This is a genomic window from Sphingomonas faeni (assembly GCF_040407565.1).
Lineage (GTDB): Bacteria > Pseudomonadota > Alphaproteobacteria > Sphingomonadales > Sphingomonadaceae > Sphingomonas > Sphingomonas faeni_F.
On sequence record NZ_JAPZPR010000005.1, the window covers coordinates 399,650 to 424,635 of the forward strand.

Annotated in this window: 18 protein-coding genes and 1 pseudogene; 7 read left to right on the forward strand and 12 right to left on the reverse strand. The window is 64.9% G+C overall.

Going from position 1 to position 24,986, the window contains the following annotated elements:
* Positions 1-2: 2 nt before the first annotated feature.
* The 9 genes from O6Y00_RS12965 to O6Y00_RS13005 all read right to left on the reverse strand — a co-directional run bounded on the left by O6Y00_RS12965 (position 3) and on the right by O6Y00_RS13005 (position 14,053).
* Positions 3-815 carry an SGNH/GDSL hydrolase family protein gene (locus O6Y00_RS12965; RefSeq protein WP_353443006.1) on the reverse strand — a complete coding sequence of 271 codons (813 nt, stop codon included), beginning with the start codon at positions 813-815 and terminating at the stop codon, positions 3-5.
* Positions 812-3,193, reverse strand: coding sequence for a TIM-barrel domain-containing protein (locus O6Y00_RS12970; protein WP_353443007.1), 2,382 nt, complete (start codon positions 3,191-3,193; stop codon positions 812-814). The genes O6Y00_RS12965 and O6Y00_RS12970 overlap by 4 nt, the downstream gene beginning before the upstream one ends.
* 104 nt (positions 3,194-3,297) lie before the next feature.
* Complete coding sequence (locus O6Y00_RS12975; RefSeq protein WP_353443008.1) at positions 3,298-4,938, reverse strand: DUF5597 domain-containing protein; 1,641 nt, start codon at positions 4,936-4,938, stop codon at positions 3,298-3,300.
* Complete coding sequence (locus O6Y00_RS12980; protein WP_353443009.1) at positions 4,935-7,157, reverse strand: WD40/YVTN/BNR-like repeat-containing protein; 2,223 nt, start codon at positions 7,155-7,157, stop codon at positions 4,935-4,937. Before O6Y00_RS12980 ends, O6Y00_RS12975 begins: the two co-directional genes overlap by 4 nt.
* Complete coding sequence (locus O6Y00_RS12985; RefSeq protein WP_353443010.1) at positions 7,154-8,677, reverse strand: tryptophan halogenase family protein; 1,524 nt, start codon at positions 8,675-8,677, stop codon at positions 7,154-7,156. The genes O6Y00_RS12980 and O6Y00_RS12985 overlap by 4 nt, the downstream gene beginning before the upstream one ends.
* The gene (locus tag O6Y00_RS12990) at positions 8,674-10,224 is read right to left on the reverse strand and encodes a tryptophan halogenase family protein (RefSeq protein WP_353443011.1); all 1,551 of its coding nucleotides are present in this window, start codon (positions 10,222-10,224) and stop codon (positions 8,674-8,676) included. The genes O6Y00_RS12985 and O6Y00_RS12990 overlap by 4 nt, the downstream gene beginning before the upstream one ends.
* A 55-nt stretch (positions 10,225-10,279) precedes the next feature.
* Positions 10,280-13,324 carry a TonB-dependent receptor gene (locus O6Y00_RS12995; RefSeq protein ID WP_353443012.1) on the reverse strand — a complete coding sequence of 1,015 codons (3,045 nt, stop codon included), beginning with the start codon at positions 13,322-13,324 and terminating at the stop codon, positions 10,280-10,282.
* A gap of 167 nt (positions 13,325-13,491) precedes the next feature.
* A complete protein-coding gene (locus O6Y00_RS13000; RefSeq protein WP_353443037.1) occupies positions 13,492-13,830 on the reverse strand; it encodes a hypothetical protein in 339 nt (112 codons plus the stop codon).
* Positions 13,757-14,053, reverse strand: a complete 297-nt coding sequence (locus O6Y00_RS13005) for a recombinase family protein (RefSeq protein WP_353443013.1) — start codon at positions 14,051-14,053, stop codon at positions 13,757-13,759. The genes O6Y00_RS13000 and O6Y00_RS13005 overlap by 74 nt, the downstream gene beginning before the upstream one ends.
* Positions 14,054-14,102: 49 nt before the next feature.
* Between O6Y00_RS13005 and O6Y00_RS13010 the strand changes: the two genes are divergently transcribed.
* The 3 genes from O6Y00_RS13010 to O6Y00_RS13020 all read left to right on the forward strand — a co-directional run bounded on the left by O6Y00_RS13010 (position 14,103) and on the right by O6Y00_RS13020 (position 17,153).
* On the forward strand, positions 14,103-15,188 hold the full coding sequence (locus O6Y00_RS13010; RefSeq protein ID WP_353443014.1) for a hypothetical protein: 1,086 nt from the start codon (positions 14,103-14,105) through the stop codon (positions 15,186-15,188).
* 5 nt (positions 15,189-15,193) lie between these two features.
* Complete coding sequence (locus O6Y00_RS13015; RefSeq protein WP_353443015.1) at positions 15,194-15,784, forward strand: hypothetical protein; 591 nt, start codon at positions 15,194-15,196, stop codon at positions 15,782-15,784.
* Positions 15,785-16,127: 343 nt separating this feature from the next.
* Positions 16,128-17,153, forward strand: coding sequence for an IS110 family transposase (locus tag O6Y00_RS13020; protein ID WP_353443016.1), 1,026 nt, complete (start codon positions 16,128-16,130; stop codon positions 17,151-17,153).
* 888 nt (positions 17,154-18,041) lie between these two features.
* Here the strand turns inward: O6Y00_RS13020 and O6Y00_RS13025 are convergent.
* The gene (locus O6Y00_RS13025) at positions 18,042-18,770 is read right to left on the reverse strand and encodes a hypothetical protein (protein ID WP_353443017.1); all 729 of its coding nucleotides are present in this window, start codon (positions 18,768-18,770) and stop codon (positions 18,042-18,044) included.
* Positions 18,771-19,039: 269 nt separating this feature from the next.
* Here O6Y00_RS13025 and O6Y00_RS13030 point away from each other — a divergent pair, with 269 nt between their 5' ends.
* The 4 genes from O6Y00_RS13030 to O6Y00_RS13045 all read left to right on the forward strand — a co-directional run bounded on the left by O6Y00_RS13030 (position 19,040) and on the right by O6Y00_RS13045 (position 23,797).
* On the forward strand, positions 19,040-21,652 hold the full coding sequence (locus O6Y00_RS13030; protein WP_353443036.1) for a DEAD/DEAH box helicase family protein: 2,613 nt from the start codon (positions 19,040-19,042) through the stop codon (positions 21,650-21,652).
* A 252-nt stretch (positions 21,653-21,904) separates the two neighbouring features.
* Complete coding sequence (locus O6Y00_RS13035; protein WP_353443018.1) at positions 21,905-22,231, forward strand: hypothetical protein; 327 nt, start codon at positions 21,905-21,907, stop codon at positions 22,229-22,231.
* Positions 22,228-22,905 carry a hypothetical protein gene (locus O6Y00_RS13040; RefSeq protein ID WP_353443019.1) on the forward strand — a complete coding sequence of 226 codons (678 nt, stop codon included), beginning with the start codon at positions 22,228-22,230 and terminating at the stop codon, positions 22,903-22,905. The genes O6Y00_RS13035 and O6Y00_RS13040 overlap by 4 nt, the downstream gene beginning before the upstream one ends.
* Before the next feature lie 367 nt (positions 22,906-23,272).
* A complete protein-coding gene (locus O6Y00_RS13045) occupies positions 23,273-23,797 on the forward strand; it encodes a hypothetical protein (protein ID WP_353443020.1) in 525 nt (174 codons plus the stop codon).
* 148 nt (positions 23,798-23,945) lie between these two features.
* Here O6Y00_RS13045 and O6Y00_RS13050 read toward each other — a convergent pair whose 3' ends face one another.
* Positions 23,946-24,827, reverse strand: coding sequence for a hypothetical protein (locus O6Y00_RS13050; protein WP_353443021.1), 882 nt, complete (start codon positions 24,825-24,827; stop codon positions 23,946-23,948).
* Between the two features lie 68 nt (positions 24,828-24,895).
* Positions 24,896-24,986, reverse strand: a pseudogene (locus tag O6Y00_RS13055) (integrase catalytic subunit); the annotation flags it as partial.

The window sequence follows — 24,986 nt, forward strand, 5'->3', positions numbered from 1 at the left end:
GCTCATCGCCCGCCGATCGAGGTACGGACCGCGGCGAGCGCCAGCGGACGCATCACCGCATAGCCCGCAGGCGTCGGATGGACGCCGTCGCTCGCCAGCCCCGGCTTCATCGCGCCGTCCCTGGTTGCCAGCGCGGCATAATAGTCGACGAAGACGAAGCCGTTGCGGCGGGCATAGGCCTGCAACCACGCGTTCAGCGCGCGGACCTGCGGGACCGGGCGTTTGTCGGGGCTCCACGGAAACGCCGCCGCGGGGGGCACCGACGCGAGGATCACCTTGATCCCGTGCGCGTGTGCGAGTTCGGCCATGGTTTCGATATTGCCCTGCACGGTCGCCATCGTCGCCGCGCCGGTGTTGCCGGCGATGTCGTTGGTCGCGGCCATGATGTGGACCGTACGCGGCTTGAGCGCGATCACGTCCTGGCGGAAGCGGACCAGCATCTGCGCGGTGGTCTGCCCGCCGATCCCGCGATCGACAAGCCCGTCGGTGAACAGGTCGCGATCTGCGCCGATCCAGTTGTCGGTGATCGAGTCCCCCATGAACACCACGCGCACCGGTTTGCCCGACGCCAGGACCTCGCGGTTCGCCGCCTGATACCGGCACAGCTGCGCGAAATCGCGCGTCAGCATGTGGAGCTTCCACGCCTGCCAACCCGGACCATCGCTCGGCTTGGGATGCGACGGACACGGATCGGCGACGATCCCGACCGGATCGCTGGCATAGGGATCGCCGGGTACGTCGACCTGCGCGAACGCGGGGGTCGACACCACCGCAAGCGACAGCGCGAGCGTGCGAAGACCGCGCGCGCCGATCATGGTCGGCCGACGATCTTGACCAGCCCGGCGACCGCCTGCCCGGTCGGCAGCGGCCCCGAGGAGGTCAGCCGCCCGGCGCGGTCGTCCCAGTGCAGCGCGGATTTCACACCGCCACCCGTCTTGCCGGCGCCCTTGCCATCACGATAGGCGTTGGTGACGCCGTCATCGTCGTAGAGCGTGAAATTGCCGTCCGCGCCCGGATAGACGCGGATTTCCGACAGTGTCTGCGCAGTCGCGGTGCTCGGCACCTGCACGCCCATCGGGATGATCGAGCCCGCCCGCACGAACAGCGGAACCTGCGAGATCGGCGCGGCGACGTCGATCGTCTGCCCGCCACTGTGCCGCGCGTTGGTCCAGTAATCATACCAGACCGCGCCTGCGGGCAGATAGACCGAGCGGTGCGTCACGCCCTGATCGGTGACCGGTGCCACCAGGAAGGCCGACCCGAACATGTATTCGTCGCCCATATTGGCGACCTTGGGATCGTTCGGGAAATCCATGAACAGCGCGCGCATCATCGGCGCGTTGGTCTCGTAGGTCTTGCGGCCGAGCGCGTAGATATACGGCATCAGCGTATAGCGGAGCCGCAGGAAATCGGCGAGCAGCGGTTCCGCCGCCGTGCCGTATTCCCACAGCGCGGTGCCGGGCCGCTGGCCGTGGATGCGCAGCGTCGGGGTGAACACGCTGTAGCCGAACCAGCGCACGAACAGTTCGGGATAGTCGGTATAGCCGGGCGCCATCGCGGTCGCGCCGGCCGGATCGACCAGCACCGGGCGTTCGGCCTTGGGTCCGCTCGGCCACTGCCAGCCGCCGATATCGCTGCCCCAATAGGGAATGCCGGTCGCGGTGAAATCGAGCCCGGTCGGCACCTGCCGCTTGAGCGCTTCCCAGGTCGCCTGGATATCCGACGACCAGAACAGCGCGCCGTTGCGCTGCGCCCCCAGATAGGCGGCACGCGCGAGGATCAGGTTGCGCATCGTCGGGCGATCACGCGCCGATCCTTCCGCGACGCTGGTGGTGTGCAGCAGCGGGAAGACGTTGTGATAGCGATCGCCCGACCCGATCGAGAAATAATGGCCGTCGGGAACGAGGTCGGGCTCGGTCTCGTCCAGCCAGATCCAGTCGAACCCCTGCGAGATGATGTTGTCGCGGATCCGGTCCCAATACCAGGCGCGCGCGTCGGGGTTGGTCGTGTCGATCAGCCCGCCGGTCCGGTCCGAGCGGATCGGCAGGCCGTTGACGACGCTGCCGTCCTTCTCGTGGAGCAGCCAGCCCTTGTTCGCCAGCATGTCGAAATAACGCGATTCGGGCTCGTAGCGCGGCCACACGCTGATGATCGAGTGCATCCCCATCGCCTTCAGCTTGGCGTTCATGCCCTTCGGGTCGGGGAAATAGGTGTGGTCGATGTCCATCTGGCCCATCCGGGTCCAGTGGAACCAGTCGAGCACCATCGCGTCGAGCGGCAGGCCACGACTGCGATAGCCCTCGGCCACACCAAGCAGTTCGGCCTGCGTCTCGTAGCGCGCCTTGCTCTGCAACAGCCCGAACGCCGCCTTGGGCGGCAACGGCGTGGCGCCGGTGAGCCGCGCATAGCCCGCGTAGAGCTCGTCGGTGGTCTTGCCCGAGATCACGAAGAACGACACGCGCTCGCCGACGTTCGACTGCCAGTGTGTCGAACCATGGAGGCCGGGCGACACGGTGGTCTGCGACGGATTGTCCCAGACGATGCCGTAGCCCTTGTTGGTCACCATGAACGGCACGCAGACCGTCTCGCCCGCGGGGGCGTCATAATTGTGCCGGCAATCGATCGTCCGGCCGCGCAGGTCGAGCACGCCCTCCTGGTTCTGGCCGAGCCCGTAATAATGCTCGTCGGTGGGCGCCGCGAATTGCGCGCCGACGCGGAACGTCTTCTCGTCGTTGACGGTGTGCGGCGCCATTTCCCAGCCGGTCATGCGGGTCAGCAAAGTGCCGTCGGCGCCCCGGACGGCTACCGCGACGGGCGGCAGCGACGGCGCGAAATAGCGCTCCATCTGGCTCGGCGCCTTGGGCCAGGGCTGCGCCTCGACGGTCAGCGCCAGCGCGGACGAGGTGAAGACGTCGGCGCCGGCGTCGCTACGCCGTGCCCATCCCGCCGCGTCGGGCTTCGCGTTCGGTCCCGGCCCCGGTGCTGCGGTGGCCTCGGCGCGATCCGTCGAGATCGTCACGCGGACGATGTTCGGCGCGTATGCCTCGACCGCGACGAAACTGCCGTTGCGCTCGACCGTCGCGATCGGATCGGCCCAGGCCGCGGTCGAGACCAGCAGCGCCCCCAACGAGAGCAGGCTGCCAACGCGGCTTGAACGAAACGCGCTCGTCGGCACGGAAGATATCGGTCGCATATGCTTGTCCTCTCCTTCGACGGTAGACCCGCCGACTGGTATCGCTACCCTAAATGAAATTCTCGTCATGCAAAGGCCGCTTGCCGACGGTTGTGTGCGGTCGCTCAGCGGTAATGGCCCATCGTCACCTTGAGCACCTGCGGCCGGTCGAGCAGATTGAGACCATAGTCGGTCTGGTCGCCGTTCCACACTCGCGACATCACCCAGCGCCCGTTCTCGAAGCCGCCCTCCTCGACGCGCACCACCATGCCGCCGGGCTTGCCGTCGGCACCGTCGATGTTCACGCGGACATGATCGCCGACCAGCAGGAACTCGTCCGCGGACAGTTGCGCGATCGCGACCCCGCCGATCGGTTCGTTCGCCCAGGGCGCGGGGGCGGACTTGAGCCAGGTCCAGTCCTTCATCCCGAACTGCCACTCGCCCCAGCTCGCGCTGACCTTCCAGCCGCCCATCCTGGTCGAGACCACCGCGCCGTCGGCGGGCTTGGCGACGCCCCAGGTCGGCCGTTCGAACGCGATCCGCGCCCAATCGCGCATGATCGATCCGAACATCCGATAGGCGAGCGTCAGCGGTTCGAGCGTCTTGTCATCCAGGTCGCGCGCGCCGAGCGGGTAGTTGAAATAGCCGGTGTCATCGAGCCCGAACGGCGAATAGCCGATCGCGCCGCGGCCGAGCGCTGCGTAGATGAAGCGGTGGAAGTCGCGCGCGTTGCCGATCTCGGGCACCATCAGCGCGTTGTCGGGCCGCGCGTATTTGTCGAGATACTGGACGACGTTGCCGGCGTCGCGATCGTAGATATCGGGCGCCTGGAAATCGATATGCGGTGCCGCCGCCTTCCAGATGTCGAGCACATCCTGCTGCGGCCCCCCGCTCGCGACGCCGTCGGGATCGGGCACGTTCGAGGGTCCCGACAGGCTGGCGTTGACGTACATCGGCAGTGGCTTGACCGCCTTGCCCGCCGCCGCGATCGCGTCGACATAGGCGGCGACGTTCCAGCTGTTGAACGCGCGATCGGCCTGCGCGCCGAACGCCTGCGCCCAGGTGCCGCGCTTGCCGGTCACGCGGGCAAGCGCGGCGGGAATGGTCTGCGCGAACAACGCGTTGCCGGTCGCCGAATAGTCGCGCGGATTGCGATAGCTACCCGTCTCGTTCTCGGGCTGGACAAGGATCACGGTGTTCTGGCGATCATGGTCGCGCAGATACTCCATCACCTTGACGAACGCGCGCCGGTCCGCGTCGAGTGTCGCCTTGCCGTGTGCGCTGAGCACGCCGTGATCGCTGCCGTCGCGCGTCTTCATCCGCGGGAAGCGCCGGTTGTCGAGCTTCACCCAGTCGGGCGTGTACGCGAGACCAGTGTTCTTCCACGTCCCGAACCACAGCAGCACCACCCGCATGTCATGCCCCCGCGCCTGATCGAGCAGCGCCTGGAGGAACGACAGGTCGAACTGTCCCTCGCGCGGCTCGACCTGCTGCCAGGCGATCGGCACCTCGACGGTGTTGGCGCCGATCCGGTCGAGCACCGGCCACGCGGTCTTGAGCGCGTCGGGATAGTTGGTCGAATTGTTGACCTGCCCGCCCAGCATCGTGAACGGCGCGCCATCGACGATCAGCGCGTGGCGGCCATTCCGTGTCTCGAGGTGCGGGATCGGCGTGGCCTGCCCCACCGCAACCTGCCCCGCCCCCGTCTGCGCAAGGACGGGATGCGCAGCGCCGAGCGCCGCGAGAACGAGAAGTCGCCGGATCATTGAACCTCCTTGGGGTCGCCATAGAACAGGCCGCGCCCGTCCGTGCCGAGATAGACGCGGCCCTCGCGCCGCGGATCGCCGGAGACGACGCGGTAGCGTCCACCCCAGCGATGATCGTCATCGTCGATCCGCGACCAGCTCTGGCCGTCGTCGACCGAGCGCCACACCCCGCGCACGCCGTCACGCGTACCGACCGCGAAGACCGCGTTCTTGCCGAGGCCATAGAGTTCGACGCTGAGCGCCTCGCTGGCAGGGACGAAACTGCTGCCATAGTCGATGCTCCGGAACAGGCGGTCGCCCGCCTGCAGCCACAGCGCTCCAGCGTTCCCCGGCACCGCAATCAGCGCGCTCTGGGCTTCGCGCCCCTGCCGGCCGATCGCCCGAAGCTGCGCGGGCAGGCCGTGGCCGGCAACGGGCGCGAAACTGGCGGCGGCATCGCGCGACAGCAGCACCCGGCCGCGCTCGATATCGACCGCATAGAAGATCCGTGGGTCGCGCTTGTCGGCGACCGCCCGCGTCTTGCCCGACAGTCCGCGCACCGGCATCCAACTGCGGCCGCGGTCGCGCGTCACTTGCGGGATCGGCGTCGCGACCACCATCGTCGCCCCATCCGCCGACACCGTGATCGGCCAATCGCCGTTCAGGTCCTCGCGTCGGGCGGGCGTGCCCATCGGCGGCACGGTCACCATCGTCCAGCTCCGGCCGCCATCCTCCGAGCGCCCCAACGAGCCATCGCGCGGTCGGTCGAGATACAGGCTGCCGCTGCGCACGATCACGTTCGGCGCCATCCCGGCATAGTCGAGCGCGTTCGTGTTCGACATGTACGGGTTGACGAAGGTCGGCTGCGGCGACCGATCGAGATCGTCGTGGACGAAGCCCGCCAGATCGCCGAAACCCGAGATCAGCGGTGCGCCACCGGTCGGCGACACGAGCGTGATGATCGCGGTCTGCTCAATGCCGCGAACCCAGGGCGCCCAGTTGATCGTGCCTGGATTGGTCGCGTTCCGCGCGGCATAGACGGTCGCCCCGGTCGTATAGGCGATCCGCGCGGGATCGAACGGATCGATCGCCAGCCCCGAGATCCAGTGCCCGAAGTCGGCCCCCTTGCCCTCGTGCAGCAGGAACGGCGTCGCCGAGACGTCGCGCCGGCTACGCGGACCGAGATCGTCCCAGCTGCGGCCGTCGTCGTGGCTGATCCACACCGAGTCGCCGTGGCGATAGCGATCGACCGAGCTGACCGCGACGGTCCCGGTCTGGCGTCTCGATACCGCGACGCCGAGAAACGCGCCTTCCGCACCGGTCGCGCGCCAGGCGGCGGGGGTGACGTCGCGCCCGCGCCCGTCGGGGCCGTAGCGCCATACCGCCCCCGTCGCGATGCCGCTTGGTCCGAGACCGCTCGCATAGCCGACCCACAGCACGCCGCGGCGATCGATAACGCCCTTCCCGGCGAACAGTCGCGGTCCTTCCGCTGGATGCCACGTCAGTCCGGCGTCGTCGGAGCGGTAGAGATTGGCCGTCCCGGGATCCGCTACGCCCGCCCATAGCCTGCGCGAACCCCCGCCCGCCCGCCCGCTCGTCGGGTCGATCGCCACGAACGAGATGCCGCCATGCGTTGTCCGCGACGCCGGTTTGCCGAGCCCCGCGACCGGGAAACCGGCCACCTTCGCCCAGGTCGCGCCCGCATCGCTACTGCGCCACAGTCCGTCATGGCGCGATCCGAAGAACAGCGTTTGCGTCTGGTTGGGATCTACCGCGAGCCGTTCGCCCATGCCCCGGCCATCCTCGTTGCCACCCATCGCGAACGGCACGGGGGTCGTCCGCCACGAACGCCCGCGATCGGTCGACCGCAGGATCGCCGCGGGCTGGCGCGCGCCCACGCCTGCCGCCATGTAGACGATGTCGGCATTACGGGGATCGGGCGCGATGCTCTCGATCCCCATATAGCTCGACGTCGCGGTGCCGTCCTGCAACGCCGACCAGCGCTGCGTCGCGTCGTCCCACCGGTACGCGCCGCCCATGTCCGTCCGCAGATAGGCGAGCCCGCGCTCGACCTCGCTGAACACGATATTGGGCGCGTAGCCGCCCGCTCCGACCGTCACGTTGGTCCAGCGATAGGGAACGGCTTCCGGCGACCGGCTCCAGCCCGGCGCGGACACCATGAACAGTAGCGCCGCCGAGAGGCATTGAAGGCCGCGGCGTCGCGCGGCGATGCGGATCATGGCGCGATCGTCGCCGCGCAATGCTGCGCGATGAACTGCTCGTGCGTGGGCATCGCTTCGGCGGTCTTGCCGATCATGTCGCGAACATGGTCCATGAACCGCGCGGATTCTTCGGGTGGCAGCGCGGCAACCAGCGGATCGGTCGACACCGGGCGCACCCCCTGCCCGAGCAGCACCGCGATCCAGCCATCGGGCGTGAACAGCTCGCCCTGTTCGCGGAACGTCCGTGCCTTGCCCGACCAGAGATCGAGCTTGGCTTGCAGCATATCCGGGATCGTCATGGTCCGGCAGTGGTTCCAGAACGTCGAATCTGACCGCTCGGTCGCGTGATAGTGAAGGATGATGAAATCGCGGACCTGCGCATATTCGCGCAGCATCACGCGGTTATACTCGTCGATCTCGACACCGCCGAACCCGCGGTCTGGAAACAGCGCCATCAGCCGCGTGATACCCGACTGGATCAGATGGATGCTGGTCGATTCGAGCGGCTCGAGGAACCCGCCGGACAGTCCGATCGCAACGCAGTTCTTTTCCCACAACCGCTCGCGGCGACCCGCGACGAACCGCAACTGGCGCGGCTCCGCCAATGGCTTGCCGTCCAGCCCGGCGAGCAGCGCGCGCAGCGCAGCGTCGTCGTCGACATGGTCGCTGGCATAGACGTGGCCGTTGCCGACGCGGTGCTGGAGCGGGATCCGCCACCGCCAGCCGGCCGTCTCGGCGGTCGCGCGCGTGTACGGCGTCAGCGTCCCCTGTCGCTCGCTCGGCACCGCCCAGGCGCGATCGCACGGCAGCCAATGCTGCCAGCTCGTGAACGGCACCCCCAGCGCATCGCCGAGCAGCAACGATCGGAACCCGCTGCAGTCGATGAACAGCTCGCCGTCGATGCAGCGATCGCCGTCGAGCCGCAAACCGGTGATGAAGCCCGTCTCGGCATCGCGGTCGACCGCCGCTACGCGTCCCTCGACGCGCACGACGCCCGCTTCCTCGGCCATCCCGCGTAGAAACTTCGCGTACAGCGCGGCGTCGAAATGAAACGCATAGGACAGCGTCGACAACACCGATTGCGGATTGCTCGCCGGGCGCGTGAACCGCCCTTTCCGCGCGGCGACCGCGGACAGGCAATAATCGCCGATCGGGCCCGGATCGCCGCCCAGGTTCGCCTGCCGCAACCACAGCTGATGGAACGAGACGCCCTCGATATCGCGGCCATGCGTACCGAACGGATGCAGATAGGAATCGCCGAGCCGCCGCCAGTCGCGAAATTCGATCCCCAGCTTGAACGTCGCGCCGGTCGCGCGGACGAGCGCGTCCTCGTCGATCCCGAGCATCCGGTTGTAATCGCGCAGCGACGGGATCGTCGCCTCGCCGACCCCGACCGTGCCGATGTCCTCGGATTCGACCAGCGTCACCGCGACACCGGTCGCGACCAGACGCGACAATGCCGCGGCGGTCATCCACCCGGCGGTGCCGCCACCGACGATCACGACCTTGGTGATGCGCGCCGCCGGCGTACCGGTCATGCGGGTGCCCGCGCGCCGAAACGATGCGTTTGCGCATAATCGACCAGCGCACGGTTCGACGGCAGGTTGGCGATCGCATACTGCGCCTGCCGCTGCACCTCCGCGAACGCGCGCCGCGCATCGTCGGGATAGCGCAACGCCCCGGCCTTCGCGCTCAGGTCGGTCTTCCAGCCCATGCCATACAGGACATATTGCCAGCTCGCGTCGGTGAAGATGTCGACCTGCCCGTCGATGTCGAGTTCGTTGGGCGGCCGGAACCGCCAGCGGTCGAGCAGTTCGAGCAGGCTGTCCGGCACCGACGCATCCGCCACGTTGTCGCGCCAGAACGCCGTGTCGCGACGTTCCGAGATGCAGTAATGCAGCTTGATGAAATCGAGCGCGCGTTCGTAGCGGCGCAACATGTTCGCGTTGAATTGCCGCGCGGACGTCTCGTAATCGCCACCCCAGGGGAAGAGGTTGGCGATCATCCCGGCCGATACCTCGGCAAAGGCGATACCCGTTGCTTCCAGCGGCTCGAAGAACCCGCTGGACAGCCCTACCGCGACGCAGTTCTTGTACCAGTTGACCTCGCGGTAGCCAGCATCGAACTTGAAATGACGCACCTCGGCTTCGTTGCCTCCGGTGCCCAGATAGCCGCGCAACACGCGCTCGGCGGTCTCGTCGTCGCTATGGTCCGACGAGTAGACGTGACCGATGCCGCGTCGGCGATCGAGGCCGATGTCCCAGATCCAGCCCGACTTCTGCGCGGTCGAGATGGTGTAGGACGCGATCGGCTCGTCCGGCCGCGTGTAGGGCCGTTGCGCGGTGACTGCGCGGTTGCAGAACAGCACGTCGCGGCACGATCGGAACGGCATCCCCATCGCCTTGCCGATCAGTTCAGCGCGGAAGCCGGTGCAATCGATGTAGAGATCGGCGTCGAGCACGCCGTTCTGCTCGGTCCGCACACCGCCGATCGCGCCGTGTTCGTCGAGCAGCACTTCGGTGACGGTATCGGTCAGGTGCCGCACGCCGTTCTTCACGCCCTGCTCGCGCAACAGCCCGGCGAGCGCCACCGCATCGAAATGGAACGCGTAGTTGAGCGGCCCGACATAATCGGGGTTCGACGCCAATTTAGGCGCGCGCATATGGTCCGCAGCCTTCTTCTGCGGGTTGGAAACCTCGTCCCAGTTGTCCGGACCGCCATAGCCGAGCAACCAATAAGGCAGCAGATCCAGCCCGTCGTTCGCGTCCGCGATCTGGAAGGGGTGCAGGTAATGATCGGTGCGACCTTGGCCGGGCTCATGGCGCCAATGGACGAATTTCGCCCCCTGCTTGAACGTCGCACCGCAGCGACGGACCAGCTCGGCCTCGTCGATGCCGATCGTCGCCAGCGTCCGCCGGATAGTCGGGAACGTTCCCTCGCCCACGCCGAGAATGCCGATGTCCCGCGATTCGACGAGCGTGATCGAAACGCCGCCCGCAAGGTCGGCGCCGAGACGTTTGGCCAGATAGCCGGCGGTCAGCCACCCGGCGGTGCCGCCGCCGACGATCAGGATTCGCTTGCGCATCGCACCCTCCGCTCGATCGCCGGCCGACATCGGGTCGGCCGGCGATGCATCATCGTCAGAAGGCGAGGTTGATACCAGTGCTGATCCGGCGATCAGCCTGGAACCAGCTCCGGCCAACCAGTTCGCCACCGGGATAGCCGCCCATCAGCGTACGCTGGGTGGACGCGGTCAGGTTGGTACCCTGCACGCCGAACGAGAACTGGTCGTTCACCTTGAAGCGAATACCGGCATCGATCGAGCCGTAATTGCCCCCATAGATCGGCAAGGCGATCTGGGTCGAGGCATCCAGGCCGCCATCCTGGTTGCTGACGACACCGGGCGCACTATAGTAGGTGTACGTGCCGTTCGTGCCGTTGCTGTTCGTCGAGAGCAGGTACCGCGAGCGCCACGAATAGGCGATCCGCAGCGAGATCGGGTTGCGCTCGTACAGCAAAGTCGCGTTCAGATTGTGCTTCGACAGACCCACCAGCGGCGCATTGTTGCGGACGGCACCGGTAATGTCACGGTAGACGTCGCCCGGGTTGCTGCTCTTGATGAACGTGTAGTTGCCCTCGAACCCGATCCCGGCCAGTGCGCCCGGCAGCATGTCGAGGAAGAAACGACCGCCGACCTCGACGCCCTTGACGGTCGCCGCCTTGGTCGAATTGGTGTAGTCGGTTGCCGACGCGGTTACGTTCTCGGTCGTGCCATCGGTAAACAGAACCGTGACCTGCCGGTTGGTCAGCGAGTAGATCGGAAGATTGGTCAGCCGCTTGTAGAATGGCGCAACATGGAAGGACGTGCCGGCGCGTCCATAATATTCGAGCGAGAGATCGACATTGTTCGACAGCGTCGGCTTGAGCAACGGATTGCCGGTATCCGCAGTGAAGTTGTTGAACGTGCCGATGCCGCCGGGAGTCTGGCTAGGCGTCGTCGCCACGCCGATCGAACCCGAGGCCCGCAGCGCGTTGAAGGTCGGCAGATCCATCGTAATGTTGTAGCCGCCGCGCACCTTGATCCTGTCGGTCGGCGCATATTCGAGATTGACCGATGGGAGGACGCGCGTGAAGTCCGCCTTGCCGCCGCGCGCGAGGAAGGTGTTCGCAAGCGTCACCTGGGCGCCATTGCGAATGAAAACGGTGCCACCGTTCTGCTGGATGAAGCCGCTGCCTTCGTTCTCGATATGCACGACCCGCACGCCGATATTGCCCGAAATGCCTCGCGCATCCTCCTGCGGTCCGAAACGAACCAGCGCATAACCCGCGATATTCTTGGTGCTGTTGTCGACCTGATCGCCCGGCAGGACAAAGCCGACCGGCCGAATGCCAGAAAGGCCGCCATAGCCGGTGACCGGCAGAGGACCCGAGGCCGAACAGTTGAATTCACGACCGGTGCAGAAACCGGCTGGCGGTGCTTGCACGAGCCCGGTGCGGTTGGCGTTGAACCGGTCCGCCAGATTTTCCGACGCAAACATCAGGTTGCCAGGCAGCGTCGTGTCGCCGCGGAAGAAGTCCTTGAACGCGTGGCTGGCGACATCGCCTTGCGCCGCGTTGGCGTAGGTCAGCTGCGGATCGCCGTTCCAGCCACGGCCAAGCGCGGTCCAGTTATACCCGTTCGCGAGATCGCGCTCGGTCCGCTTGGCGTAGCGGCCACCGACCTTGACCGACCGGAAGAAGCTGTTGTCGAACTTGTACTCGGCATCGAGCTGTCCGGCGTCGAGCCGCCCCTTGTTCCGCTCGTTGTGCGGCATCGAGGCCGTCCAGAAATAATTCGCCGGATCGGCAAACGACGCCTGGGTCGCCGGACTGACGCTGATCTGTGGCAGGTCACCCGTCAGGTCCATCCCGAAGCTCTGGCCGAAGCCGATATCGCGAAAGATGTCGATCCGATCATAGATCTGGCGTGAATCGACGCGCTGCAGCGAGCCTTTCAGCGACAAATGGCTATCGACAGGCGCCCAGGCGAACGACAGCGAGTAATCGCGCGTCCGCGTGTTGCTCTCGACGAACCCCTTATTGCCGCTGCTGTTGACCGCACCACCCGTCGAAGCGAACGTGCCCGTGTCGCGGTTGAACAGCGCGCTGGTCTTCGTCAACAGACCATTGCTGTCAAAACTGCTGCTCGCCGGATCGACCGCCAGCGTCTGCGAATCGAGCTGCGTGCCGTAATCGCTCGACTGGCTCTTGTAGCGCGACTGGAAGAAGCTGCCTGTGAAGGTCAGCGACTCCGCCGGCTGCCACTGTGCCGCACCATAGATACCGTAGCGCTTATACTGGAACGCCTCGTCGCCATACGCGAAGCCGCTGGGGACATATTTGCTGCTGCCGTCGCTAAGCGCCGTCTTGAAATAGGGGCTGACACGGATGAACTGCGACAGCGAACTGAACTGGCTGAACGCGAGATCGCCAAGCAGGCCGATGCGGCCGATCGGCGTGTCGAACGAGTCGGTGACCAGCACGGAGCCAGACGGATCGGCCTTGTTCGCCATGTCGCCAAGCGCCAGTTCGCCGGTTCCCGAGACGTGGAACTTGCCGTTGAAGTCGAACGGGAGCTTGGTGCGCAGATCGATCTGGCCACCGGTACCGCCCTCGATCAAATCAGCCGTCGACGCCTTGTAGACATCGACCGCCGACATGAGTTCGGGGGTGACGTCGCTCCACAGGATCGCGCGGCCGTTGTTAGCGCTGAAGATCTCGCGTCCGTTGAGGCGCGATGCGACGCCGGTCAGGCCACGCACCTGCACGCCGGAACCCTGGACGGAATAGTGATCGGGATCGCCAAGCGCGGCAAAGCGTACGATAGACACACCCGAAACGCGCTGCAGGACTTCGGTTATCGAATTGTCGGGTAATTTGCCCGCATCGTCGGCGACGACCGAGTCGACGATCGTTTCGCTACGACGTTTGCGTTCGTCGGCAGCTTCGAGCGCCGCGCGGCGACCGGTGACGACGATATCGCCACCCGTCTGATTAGCCGCTGGATCGCCAGGGGCATGTTCCGGTGCCGCCGCTTGCGTCGTGTCAGGCGAAATGGCCTGCGTCTCAGCCTGGGCCCAGGCATTCCCGCTGACGCCGGCCGCGATCAGTGCCGCCGAGGATACGCCAACACGCATCGCAGCCATGACATTCCCGCGTCGATGAGAACCGATAACAAACATGCTCAAAAACCCTCCCCTATGCGCGACGCATTTTTACGCGTCGCCTCACCTAGCCGTACCTTTTTGCCGTACTGCCTTACCGTGGCGGTAGCCTTACCACGATTATACGACAATTGAAAAATTCGTTATCTTCAGGGTGTTGGGTTACCACCCGACGCGCACGCTGCGCAGGGATGCTGTGAGAACGGCGGCAGTTGGCGATGCGGATCGGCATCAAGGCGCCGCGTGATGGCGATTGGCGACAGGCTGGCAGCGTAGTTCCCAAAGAGGCGGACTATCACCGCAGCCTCGGTAGGCACGATCTGCTGCAGGCCGCGGATGCGTTCGCCATTGCCGTTGTGCTCGACGCGTTTCTTAAAGCCATAAGCAGAGCCACCGGGATCTTTACCCATCGCGTTACAACGCACTAGCGCATCGCGCGTCGTGTCGCTGGTGGCGCTCAACTGCTCGGCGTTGATGGTACCAATCATACCGATGTGCAGCGGCGTGACTATGCCCTCTTTGCGCGTCGCCAGGGGGGATGCCGCGAAACTCGAGATAGTCGAACAATGTCGCGATATCGGCCCGACTGCGTGACAGCCGGTCTATCGCGTCGGCGTAGAAGATGTCAACGCCGCCTGCGGCAACGACCGCCAGCAGTGCCTTCATACCCGGGCGGTGCATGGTAGCGGCAGACTCCGCTGCGTCTGTCACGCGGGCGAATGAAGCTTGTCAACGGCGCTGCGGGGTGATGCTTGTTGCGATGGCTATAATCGACCAAGACGGTGTTCAAAAGGAGCCGACGATCATGGATGTCCAGGCACCACTCTGGTTTATGCGTGCGACGCTTGTGCTCGTCGCCCTGGCAGCCGGATGCTCCGGTCCCGCGCAAATGCCGGAGGCTGCTCCACGTGTGGGACGGCAACTCCAGAATGTGCGGTTCGGCGCGGAGCCAGGCGAACTGTTGCTTACCTTCTGCCGCGGCGGCGAGCCAGAGACCTGCACCCTCACCCTCGCTGATATCGGTCGGCACGACGCGACCGAATATGCGGCGCCGGTCGGCAGCTCCATCAAGGACGCATCGTTCGTCGGCGGAGCGGTGCTGGCCGTTGTGACCAAGCCGCAAGCGGATGCGAAAGGCAATCGTCCATCGACAATCGTCAGATTCTTACCGGGCAAGACTGCGATGGAAGTGCGTCGCCGCGATGCAGTGCAGATGCGCTTCCCGGTGGAAGTGAACGGTCGGCTGATGTTCTGGCGACGCAACTGCCTCGCACCTACCGATCGCTACTGCCAGCATGACCTATTCGAGCAGACCGCTTCTGGGAGTACGGCGCCTGTCGGCGCTGCACACCATTTCGCCGAAGTCGACACGATCGTACCGCAGAAGGCGGGAACGGTCGTCAACGCTGGCTACCCGGCCGATGGCGTGGAGGACAGCAACCGCTACCTCGACTATGCTGGCGGCACCAGCGCGTGGCGTCTGGCGCCCGCCCAGCCGTTCGGTCTGGCGCGTCTCGCTGGCAACAAGGACGTAATGAAGGCGATGGCGGTGCCGGGCGGCCTCCTGCTGCTAGCACAGGACGAGGGAGGGATCGCGCTGTTCCGCCAGGCGGCCGCGCGGTTGGAGCGTATTATAAGCCTGCCGTCCGAAACCAAGACCATGAAAGCACTTGTCGTGCGCGACGTTGCGGTTTCGACCGATGGCGGCCACGTCGCGATGATCGTCGGCGGTCCTGATCCAATGCAACCAGAGGTTTTGTTCACGCTCGACCTAGCGACGCGAACGTGGCGGACTGTGGACCCCGCCGCGCTGGTCGCACGTCGTCGTATCGTCCTAGAGGAGTAAGCGACATGGCCTCACCTCGAGCACGTCCAACCCCGCCACAGCGTGAACCAATAACCTATTTCGGCGACTGGTGCGGTCAGGGCTGGTCGGCAGGACGCGAAAGCCAGTCTGCGCTCACCCCGGCGGACCTCAAGAAGCCGGCCATTGTTCTCATCAGTCGTAATGGCATTGGTCGTCAGAGCCCCGTGGACCAAGCGTGCAAACTGCACGACATCGCCTATAACGCGATGGCACTCCAGACCGACGGCTACAAGGCCGCGCAGATGAAGCTGGCAGCGGATCGAGCCTTGCTGGCGCGTGTCGGTAAGCTGCTTGCCACGGACCAGCGCGGTCAGGGTGATCTCAACATGGGAGAGGTGCTCTATGCACGTAACGTGCAGATCGCGTTCCGTACTATGCTGTTTTTCGACGGTGTGGCGGTGGCTCGTAACCTCGACATACCTGCCAATAGCGCGGTTAGCGGGGCGGCACGAAAGGCCGGCGGGGCCGCGATGCGCGCCGTGCGCGCTGGTGCCCCCTATGCCATGGTCGTGATGGCTGGCCCGCAAGTAAGCACGCCTACGGTGATGCGGCTTTGGCTGCCGGCCGGCAGATAGCGCAGCCTTTATACGCAACCCGCCAATGCCCGAAGTCCGTGCAGGATTTCCGAACGGATGGTCCAAGCGACTGCGCCCCCAATCGCGAATATCCTAAGTTTCGCGACAGCTGTGACCTGGCCGACGGCTGACCGAAATGCGATCATCGGGTTGTCGCAAATGTCCGTTCCGAAAAGAAGCGGATACCATGCACATTTGCGACAGCGAGCAGTGATGTCCTGAGGAACCAGTTGCGGACGCTAACGCCGCTTCCCACACTTCCCAACTTCGTTGGGGTGGACGCCCCCTGACGGCATTGATGTGCCATAGTGGGGGTGTTGAAAACACCACTGAGGAGGCGTCCATGGGTGAGTTTAGCACAGTCGGCATCGATCTGGCCAAGTCGGTTTTCCAGGTTCACGGCTCGGATCCGAGCGGTGCTGTCATCTTCCGCAAAAAGCTTCGGCGTGATCAGGTTATGTCATTCTTCTCGACTTTGCCACGATGCGTGGTGGCAATGGAGGCCTGTGCAAGCGCCCATTACTGGGCTCGCGAGATCACCGCAGTAGGTCACGACACGCGGCTCATTCCACCGGCCTACGTGAAGCCGTTCGTGAAGCGGCAGAAGAACGACATGGCCGATGCCGAAGCGATTTGCGAGGCGGCGCAGCGCCCGACGATGCGCTTCGTGCAGGGTAAGAGCGCCGAAGCACAGGCCTCCGGAGTAATCTTCCGTACGCGCGATCTGCTCGTGCGCCAGCGCACGCAGCTGATCAACGCCCTACGAGGACACCTCACCGAATTTGGCTACATCGTTCGGCAGGGTGTCGGGCATGTCGGGAAGCTGTTCGAGCTTGTTGCCGATCCTGCATCCGATATACCGCCTGTGGCGCGGCCAGTGCTGACAGTTATCACTCAAAGCCTTCAAGCGCTTCAGTCGCAGATCGCTCTTCTGGATCGCGAAATCGCGCACCGGGCCAAGACTGACCCCGTGGCGAAGCGGCTGATGACCATTCCGGGGGTGGGGCCGGTGATCGCGACTGCGCTTGTGGCGCTAGCGCCTGCTGCCAGCACGTTCCGACGCGGGCGTGATTTTGCAGCCTGGCTTGGCCTCGTACCCCGACAGCACTCTAGCGGCGGCAAGGAGCGGCTGGGGCGCACAACAAAGATGGGCGAGCGTAGCTTGCGGAGGCTTCTTATTATCGGCGCAAGTTCGGTTACGAAGGTTGCGGCGCGTGACCCCGATAAAGCCGGCGCATGGCTGGCCGGCATGCTGGCTCGCAAGCCGCGCATGCTGATCACGGTGGCGTTGGCCAACAAGATGGCGAGGACCGTCTGGGCGCTGATGGCGCATGGCCGGTCCTACAGAGCTCCGGCCGCGGCGGTGTAACCGTCAAGGCTTGAGGCGTCAGGGACGCAAGGAAGGTCAGTAGAGAGGTATGGCGCAACGGTCAGAGACGGGATTGGGAAAACCAGGGATGTGTCCGAGCGCCTCGAGCGCGCAACTTCGGTCTGGACCCGATCCGCGATCTCCATACAGGCCAGCAGCCGTGATGATGGCTGCATCAACAGGCCGGACACACGGAAGCACCTGAACCTGCGCGAACACATCTATCAAATACCCCATTGTATCCAGCGGGGCGTCCACACACGGACGCTGGTTCATGCTTTCGAATGACCGATTTCGAAGCCCGGCTATCCGCTTGCGAATGTCGTGATGGGAAGGATAGCCGACGTCCGTCGCCGACCGGCTGAACCTCGGCGTGCGTAATCTTGACGGTCCTCAGGAGAGCGAGCGCCCGCTCCGCTCCCGGTTTCAACGGGAAGGAGGCGGATCGTCCCCTTGGCCGGCTCATTGTCCATGCTGACAATCTGCCGAGCGTCGTCATTGTCCGTCCGCGCGTCGGCGAGGTCAACGCCCGCCATGTCGCTAGCCTGCGTGGTCTCCGCCCGATCGGCGCCGCGCCGCGGCCGAACCCGGTACCCGGCAGCGTCACGGTGTAATGGCCGGCGTTGCGGTATGTGACCTGTAAGTCGATGTGGTTCGCCCCCCGACCGGGTCGGCCAAGAGCCCGATACCGTGGCGACGATCACCTGCCGTCACCAATACGCTAAGCCGATCGTTTACGTCCGGCGCACCGCGGGGCACGCCGCGCGCCGGTTCGAGCGGTCCGACGCTGCCTGGCTGGCACGTGGTTGTCAAAACCGATACGCCGACAAGAGTCGATGAGGAAACCGCCTTACGCAGCCTTGCGCTGGCCGCCCCGATTGGTCCGGATCACGACGAGGCCTTCACTGCGTCTAGCCAGCGCGAGCCCGGACGGACGTAGAGGGCGGTCAAAATCGGGTGGTCCCGCGCCATGATCGCTGCGGGATCTCCTTGCACCGTGGCTACGCGACGGCATAAAAACCCCTTGCGGATCACCACCACCACCCCCTCCGCCTCGATCGTCCAGCCCAACGTGCCGCTCGGCATCGGCAGATAGCTCGACGCCGCAACCTTGGCAGCGACGTCGGCCAGCGTATCGACGGCGGTCACCACGAACGTCTTGTCGTGAGGCGCATTGATGTCATCGGCCATGCAGACGCTATCCCGCGTCATGCTGATCGTCAGCGGAACCGCCGTCGTGCTGCCTCCCTTCGTCGCGTCACCCGGTGACGCCACGCGACCGGTGGTGTCGCCGCCGACTTTCGACTTCCGGCGTCTCAATAAGAGCCAGGCCGTGGGAACAGTCGCCAGCAGCATGACCTGCGAGATCATGATCGCGCCCGCGAGCGCCATCGGTGGCCCGTCTGATCTCGGGTATGCAGCAGAGTCGATTTTGAACAGCACGATCCCGCACGCGAGCGCGATCGCAGGCGCGGCGAGGGCCGTCACCGAGAAGGCCAGGAACAGGTTCCGCTTCGCCAGACGCCGCCCGACAAGGCGAACCGCGATCCACGTGACGAACGCCGCCAGCACAAGCGAAACGGCGATCATGGCCAATGCTTCGGGATCGCTGAACATCGCATTGCTCCTGTCGTCGCTAGCTCGCTTCATATCGACAGGTTCGACTTAGCGGCAGTGACTGGCGACGACGAGCCGCCAATTAGCGGCGTACGCCGTCAGTCGCCGAACCGCACGCGCGTCCCTCATGCATCGCAGGGTCAAATCCTGTGCCTCGCACAACGGCTAGCCGTATGCCGCTGGCGGAACTCGGGACTGCACGTCGGCCGGAGGATCCTAATTGACCGAACGGCCAACAGCCGTTCTGATGCGGCCCGATGTTGAGTGATATGCAATTCAAAGGCACCTGGCGCGATTATCAGGCGCGCGTGCTGGCTGAAATGGATGGCTACCTCAGCGACGCACGACTGCACATCGTCGCCGCTCCGGGGTCCGGCAAGACCATATTGGGTCTGGAATTGATGCGGCGGATCGGGCGCCCCGCGCTGATCCTCGCCCCAAGTCTTACGATCCGCAATCAGTGGCGCGAACGCCTGTTTCCGTTGTTCCTCGACGATCCACAGGGTTGGGACGCCGACATATCGACCGATATCGAGACGCCTGCGACCATGACGGTCACCACGTACCAGGCGCTGCACGCTGTCCATGCCAGCGGCGCCGAGCGGTTCGATGCCCTAGTGACCGCGCTCGAACGCATGGGACCGATCACCCTGATCGTCGACGAGGCACATCATCTGCGTCGAGAATGGTGGAGCGCGCTATTCGCGTTGCGCGAACGGTTGCAGGACACGCTGCTGGTCGCGCTGACCGCCACGCCGCCCTACGACGCGCCATTTGCCGAGTGGTCGCGCTACGAAGCGCTCTGCGGACCGATCGACAGCGAAATTTCCGTGCCCGAACTCGTGCGCAACGGCGACCTGTGCCCTCATCAGGACCATATTCATCTCTCCCGCCCGCATCACGACGAATGGACCCTGCTGCTGTCGCGGCGTGAGGCGATCGAGCGTCTGACCGAAGCATTGACCACCGATGCCGCGCTGATCGACTGCCTCGTGGCGCATCCCTGGCTGGCCGATCCGCAAGCACATGAAGAGGAACTGCTCGACCGCCCCGAATATCTGACGGCCCTGATGATCGTGATCCATGCCGCCGGACGAGCCATTCCGCCCGCCGCGACCGACCTGCTCGGCATCGCGGACGCTGCCCTGCCTCCCTTGACGTCCGACTGGCTCGAGCGGCTCTTGCAGGGACTCCTCGACGAGCCACGCAGCAAGACCGTTCTCGGCGACGAACGCTGGCGCAAACTCCGCCACGAACTCGACGACCTGGGCCTGATCGAGAACAAGCGCGTCACCCTCCACGAGTCCAAGGCGATCTTTACGGCGGTGGCCGGCAGCGTCGCGAAAATGGACAGCATCGTGGAGATCGCGCGAGCTGAAGCGGACACGCTCGGAGCCGGTCTTCGCATGGTCATCCTTTCCGATCGAGTGCGCGCGAACGAACTACCGAAGCAGGACGACCTACCGTTCTCGCCAACGAAGCTGGGTGTTGTGCCGATCTTCGAGGTGCTGCGTCGCGCCAACGTCATCCCCGATGCGCTTGCGGTGCTTACCGGGACACTCGTCATTCTACCGATCGGCGTCTTGCCAGCCTTCGACGTGGAAGCCACCGCCATGCGGATCGATCCGGCTCGCGTGAACCGTCGCGTGCTGCCGGGCTGCCCCGATCATGTCGGCCTGGAGGCAAAGGGCGGGATCGGTCATGTTCTCATTACCGTGGTTACGCGCCTGTTCCAGCGCGGCGCCATACGGGTTCTGGTAGGCACGCAGGCGCTGCTCGGCGAGGGATGGGATGCGCCGGCGATCAACAGCCTGATCCTTGCGAGCAACGCCGGCTCCTACATGCTGTCGAACCAGATGCGGGGCCGCGCGATCCGCATCGACCCGGGCGCGCCGGGCAAGGTGGCGGCGATATGGCACCTCGCGACCGTGTTCCCCGGCTCGTCAGCGGATCCGACCGCGCGGGAGGGTGATATCGCACTGCTCGCCCGGCGGTTCGACGCGTTCGAAGGCATAACAAATGGACCATCCCAAACGGTCGAGAACGGTATCGAGAGGCTGGCGCTCGATCTCGCCGTATCGACGGACAGCGAGAACTCCAGGACCCTGACGGAAGCGCGCGATCGTCAAGGCGTTGCGGCAAAATGGCGCACGTCCCTCGGAGGCGCGACGGAGCGCAGTCATGTCCGCCGCGTGGCCGAAGCGAACTACGCACCGCGCGCACTCGCATGGCGCGATACGCTACGCGCGCTGACCTTCTCGGGGATCAGCGGTGGCGCACTCTCGGCGACGGGCGTCGTCCGTCAGTTCATCGGTTCAGGCAATTTGGTGACGCTGCTGCTGATCTTCCTGGGCGCGACCTTCGTCTTCTCGCTGCCCAAACTTTCGCGGGCCATGATGCTATGGCGGCGAAACGGCTCCCTCGAACGCAGCCTGAGCCAAGTCTGCGAAGCCCTCGTTGCCACCCTGCACCATGCCGGGGCCTTGTCGCGGGATGGATCAGGGTATGAAATTCTCATCCGACCGAACCTCAAAGGCCGTTACGAGGTGATCATGGACCGCGCCACGCGTGCAGAGGAGCGCATATTTCTCGACGCGCTCGCCGAAGTGCTCGGACCGGTGCAGAACCCGCGGTATCTCCTGGTTCGTGAAAGCCACCTGTGGGGTAGCCGTCGCACCGACTATCATGCCGTTCCCGCCCTGATCGGCGCCCGCAAAGAGATTGCTGAACATTTCCATCGTCAATGGCGACAAAGCATAGGAAGTTCGGAACTGGTCTACACCCGCACCGGCGACGGACGTCGCACCCTGCTCCGGGCACGCGTCGATTCTTTCGCGGCCGGAATGGGCCGCGTCTTTCAGCGTCGATCCGTGTGGATGTAGACGCAGTGTCTTGCCACGTCGTTTTTCAGTCTGACCCAACGGCGGCGTCGGGGCTACGGGGACGGCGGCGACGACTGCTGAGCGCCGCTTCGACGTCGACAACGACCGAGGCTTGTCGAATGCTGTTGCGAGTCTCGGGCGATCTACACCGACGCCTTGCCATCTCGGCCGTTAAATGACGCGCCTCAATCGGCATCACTTACGCCCCACGTTGATCGACGATCGGCATCTTACGAAAGAGATGCGCAAGCCATGAAGACCAGCGCGCTTTTCCTGCTTGCGGTACAATTGGCGACGGCGGATGCATCCTCTGCGCCGCTCGACACCGCCTCGGCAGAGGTTGCACGGATCGACACTGTCAAATCAAAGGACTCCGTCAAAGGCGTTTTGGCGCGTCGCGCCCAATGCGCCCATTGGGCAGGCGAAGAACCTTATGACCGCGCACGATCGATCGAAATCGCGACTGCGATACGCCGCCTGCGTTGCTCGCACATCGATGCCGAGCAGGCGCGGTTGCGACGCCGATATTCGCATAAGCCAGCGATATTGCGACTGCTAAACGCTGCAGACCCGCAGTGATACGGGCAACGACAACGACTACTTTGCCGCTCGGGGCGATCGCACTTACCGGCGTGGTCTGGTCGCTGATAATTTATGCGCCGGTCCCAACGGCGGCCGGCATTATCGCCGCTGCCGTGTTGTTGCACCAGGCCGCAGGTCGCAAGATCGGCGTACTGCTCGCCGCTTTGGTCCTCGGTGGCGCGCTCTATGGGGCCGCCTTCCATACGACGCAAGGCTTCTTCTGGTTGAACCGATATCGCCTGGACGCGCTCGTGGCGGAGATCGCCGCGACGCCCGCGATCGCGTCGCTTGAAAGGGGCCAGGACCATGCAGGGAAAAACGGGCAACCCGCCTTCGATGACTATCGGTTCCTGAACGACACGCTGATCACGCACTATCCGGCGAAAGCTGATCCGACAGCGTTGCAACCCAGAGTCCATGTCAACGACATGTTGCGGCGCTTGCGCGTTCCCAAGGGTCGATACGAGGCGCTGTGCGCAGCCATCGACCGGTTATCGTTCGCCGGTTACGTGCGCCACGCCGACGGTCAGATCGACTTGTTGGAAAAGCTGCCGGGCGGCACCCCTTGGGGCACCAGCTTCGTGTTCAGGCCGCACGGCGGAAGTCCGACCGGCGCGATCGTCTATGAGCAAACACGGCTTACGCGGCATTGGTACCACTTAGCGCCATGAATCCCACGCGCGGCGCATTAAGCAATGCGAATTGCCGAACGGCGCCAACGTCTGGGCGGTCGGCGAGATCATGATAATTTGGCGCGGTTTTCGGCGTGGGAGGGCCGTGCCGTGGCGGAACAATCCGCTGAGTGTCCGGCGCGTTGCGATGCAGTCAGATACGGTCGCGCTGATCTAGAACCCATCCGCTGCTCTACCTTGGGCATTGGTGTTCGGATTGAATGTCTTCGTCCTACGCTCGTGCATCAAGCGATTTGAGGATATGTATCCAGGCGCAGGCGGGGAACGGCCTGCGACATCGGCACCGGAACCGCTTGGATGACCCATTGACGCAGGATCCACAGGTCGCGCCGGGAGAGCGAAAATCGTGATCGCAGCGCTCGCCGTTACGTTGCTTGCGGCATCCCCGCAAACAACGAACTTTCCGCTGGATTGCACCTACGTAGCGCGAGGCGGCGGGTTGGAATCGCACGGGCCCTGCGCGCGGTTCGAGGAGGACGTACCGCATATCGATCCGGCACATCTCGTGCGGATGACATTCGAAAATGGTCTGGCGGAGGTTCGGATCGGCCGTGCCGGAACCGGGGGCGGGATCGCCTATGTCAGGCCAGACGGGCGAGCCGTGAGCGTTTTCATCCTCGACAATGGCGCCGACTACTTCAAAGAAGGCTTTGTGCGAGGGCTGCGGCACGGCAAGCTCGTCTATTATGATCGTGCCCTACGCCCCATGATCGTGACCGACTATGACTGGGGATATCCGTTCGATCATGGTCGCGCCGAAGTCTGTATAGGCTGCAAGGAAAAACGGCTCGACGACGAACATGGAACGATGGTCGGCGGGCGTTGGTCCGTAATCGACCGCAAGGGGCGTGTGCTAGAGCCACAGCACTGACGACGCGACGGTACAGCGTTCTATGCAGGCGCCGAGGAACCCTGTCATTTCAGCGAGCCCGAGCCGCAGGACTGAGCGGCGAAAGCCACATTGCCGGACCTGGTTGGCCCCGCCGGCGGTCCCAGTCGCCGCGCCGGCGTAGCGGCGTTCACCGCCTTGGCTGCATCGCGCGTAGCGCTCGCGTCCACAGCCAAGCCATCATCAGACAACAGAAGGTCAGCGTACCACCAAAAATAATGGACAATGCCTGCGCAACATCGTCAGCGCCGGGCATGCGCCCATCTAGCGCCATGCGCCGCAGCAACACCGCATCCTCGGCAAGTTCGAAGCCATGCTCGCGCATCCTGATCCGCATCCAGGTCGGCAGATGCGCCTTCGAAAGCGCCCCTTCCAGGGGCGGCACCGGCGGATCGGCATCGGGCCCCTCACCGCTTGCGGGATAGCTTGCCAACATGACGACGGCGACCGGATCGATCGGGGACTGGCCGGGCGCGCGCAACGGCAGGTAATAGTCGTGATAGCTGCTCGTCCGCGTATTCCAGCGCCGCAGCCATGCCTGATCGTAACCCGGCAACGCGTCGACCAGCCGAGCATAGGCCGGCATCCCCGCACCATGACTGCCCGCGAGTGCCGCTAGGGTCAGCCTTGGCAAAGGTTTGCCAGCATCGGCGGGCGCCTTTCCGGCCAGGATATAGCCAGCCGTCGCGGCAAGGGCGAAAACGGCGGCGGCGATCAGCGCACCCGCGCGGCATCGGCGCAACCATTCTGCGCGCTGGGTGCCGGAAGGCAGGCGCGATCGCCAGTTCGGATTGCGTTTTGGGTCGAGTGCGTCCTGCATGCCGCACAGAAAGGATCGCTCCGGACGACGGGGAAGCCATCGCAGCACGGCTATCGGCAACCATATTGTCAGCGCAACTACCGGCAGCCCGGCTACCGCGACGCTGTCGTGCCTGAACAGACGATCGACGAGCCCCTCGCTCCACGCAAAAGGACCGGTCTGGAAGATCACACTGATGATCAACACCGCCACGCTCGTCAACAGCCCCACGTAGAGAGTCCATACCTGAGCAGCCCCCACCGGGTGGTCCGGGTAGATAGTTAGTGCATTGTCGCCTCCGCCGCCATTGCCGGGCGTAGGTGGAGCGAAGCGGAACCGGAGGCTGGCAATGGCGGGGTCGCTGCTGCTGGC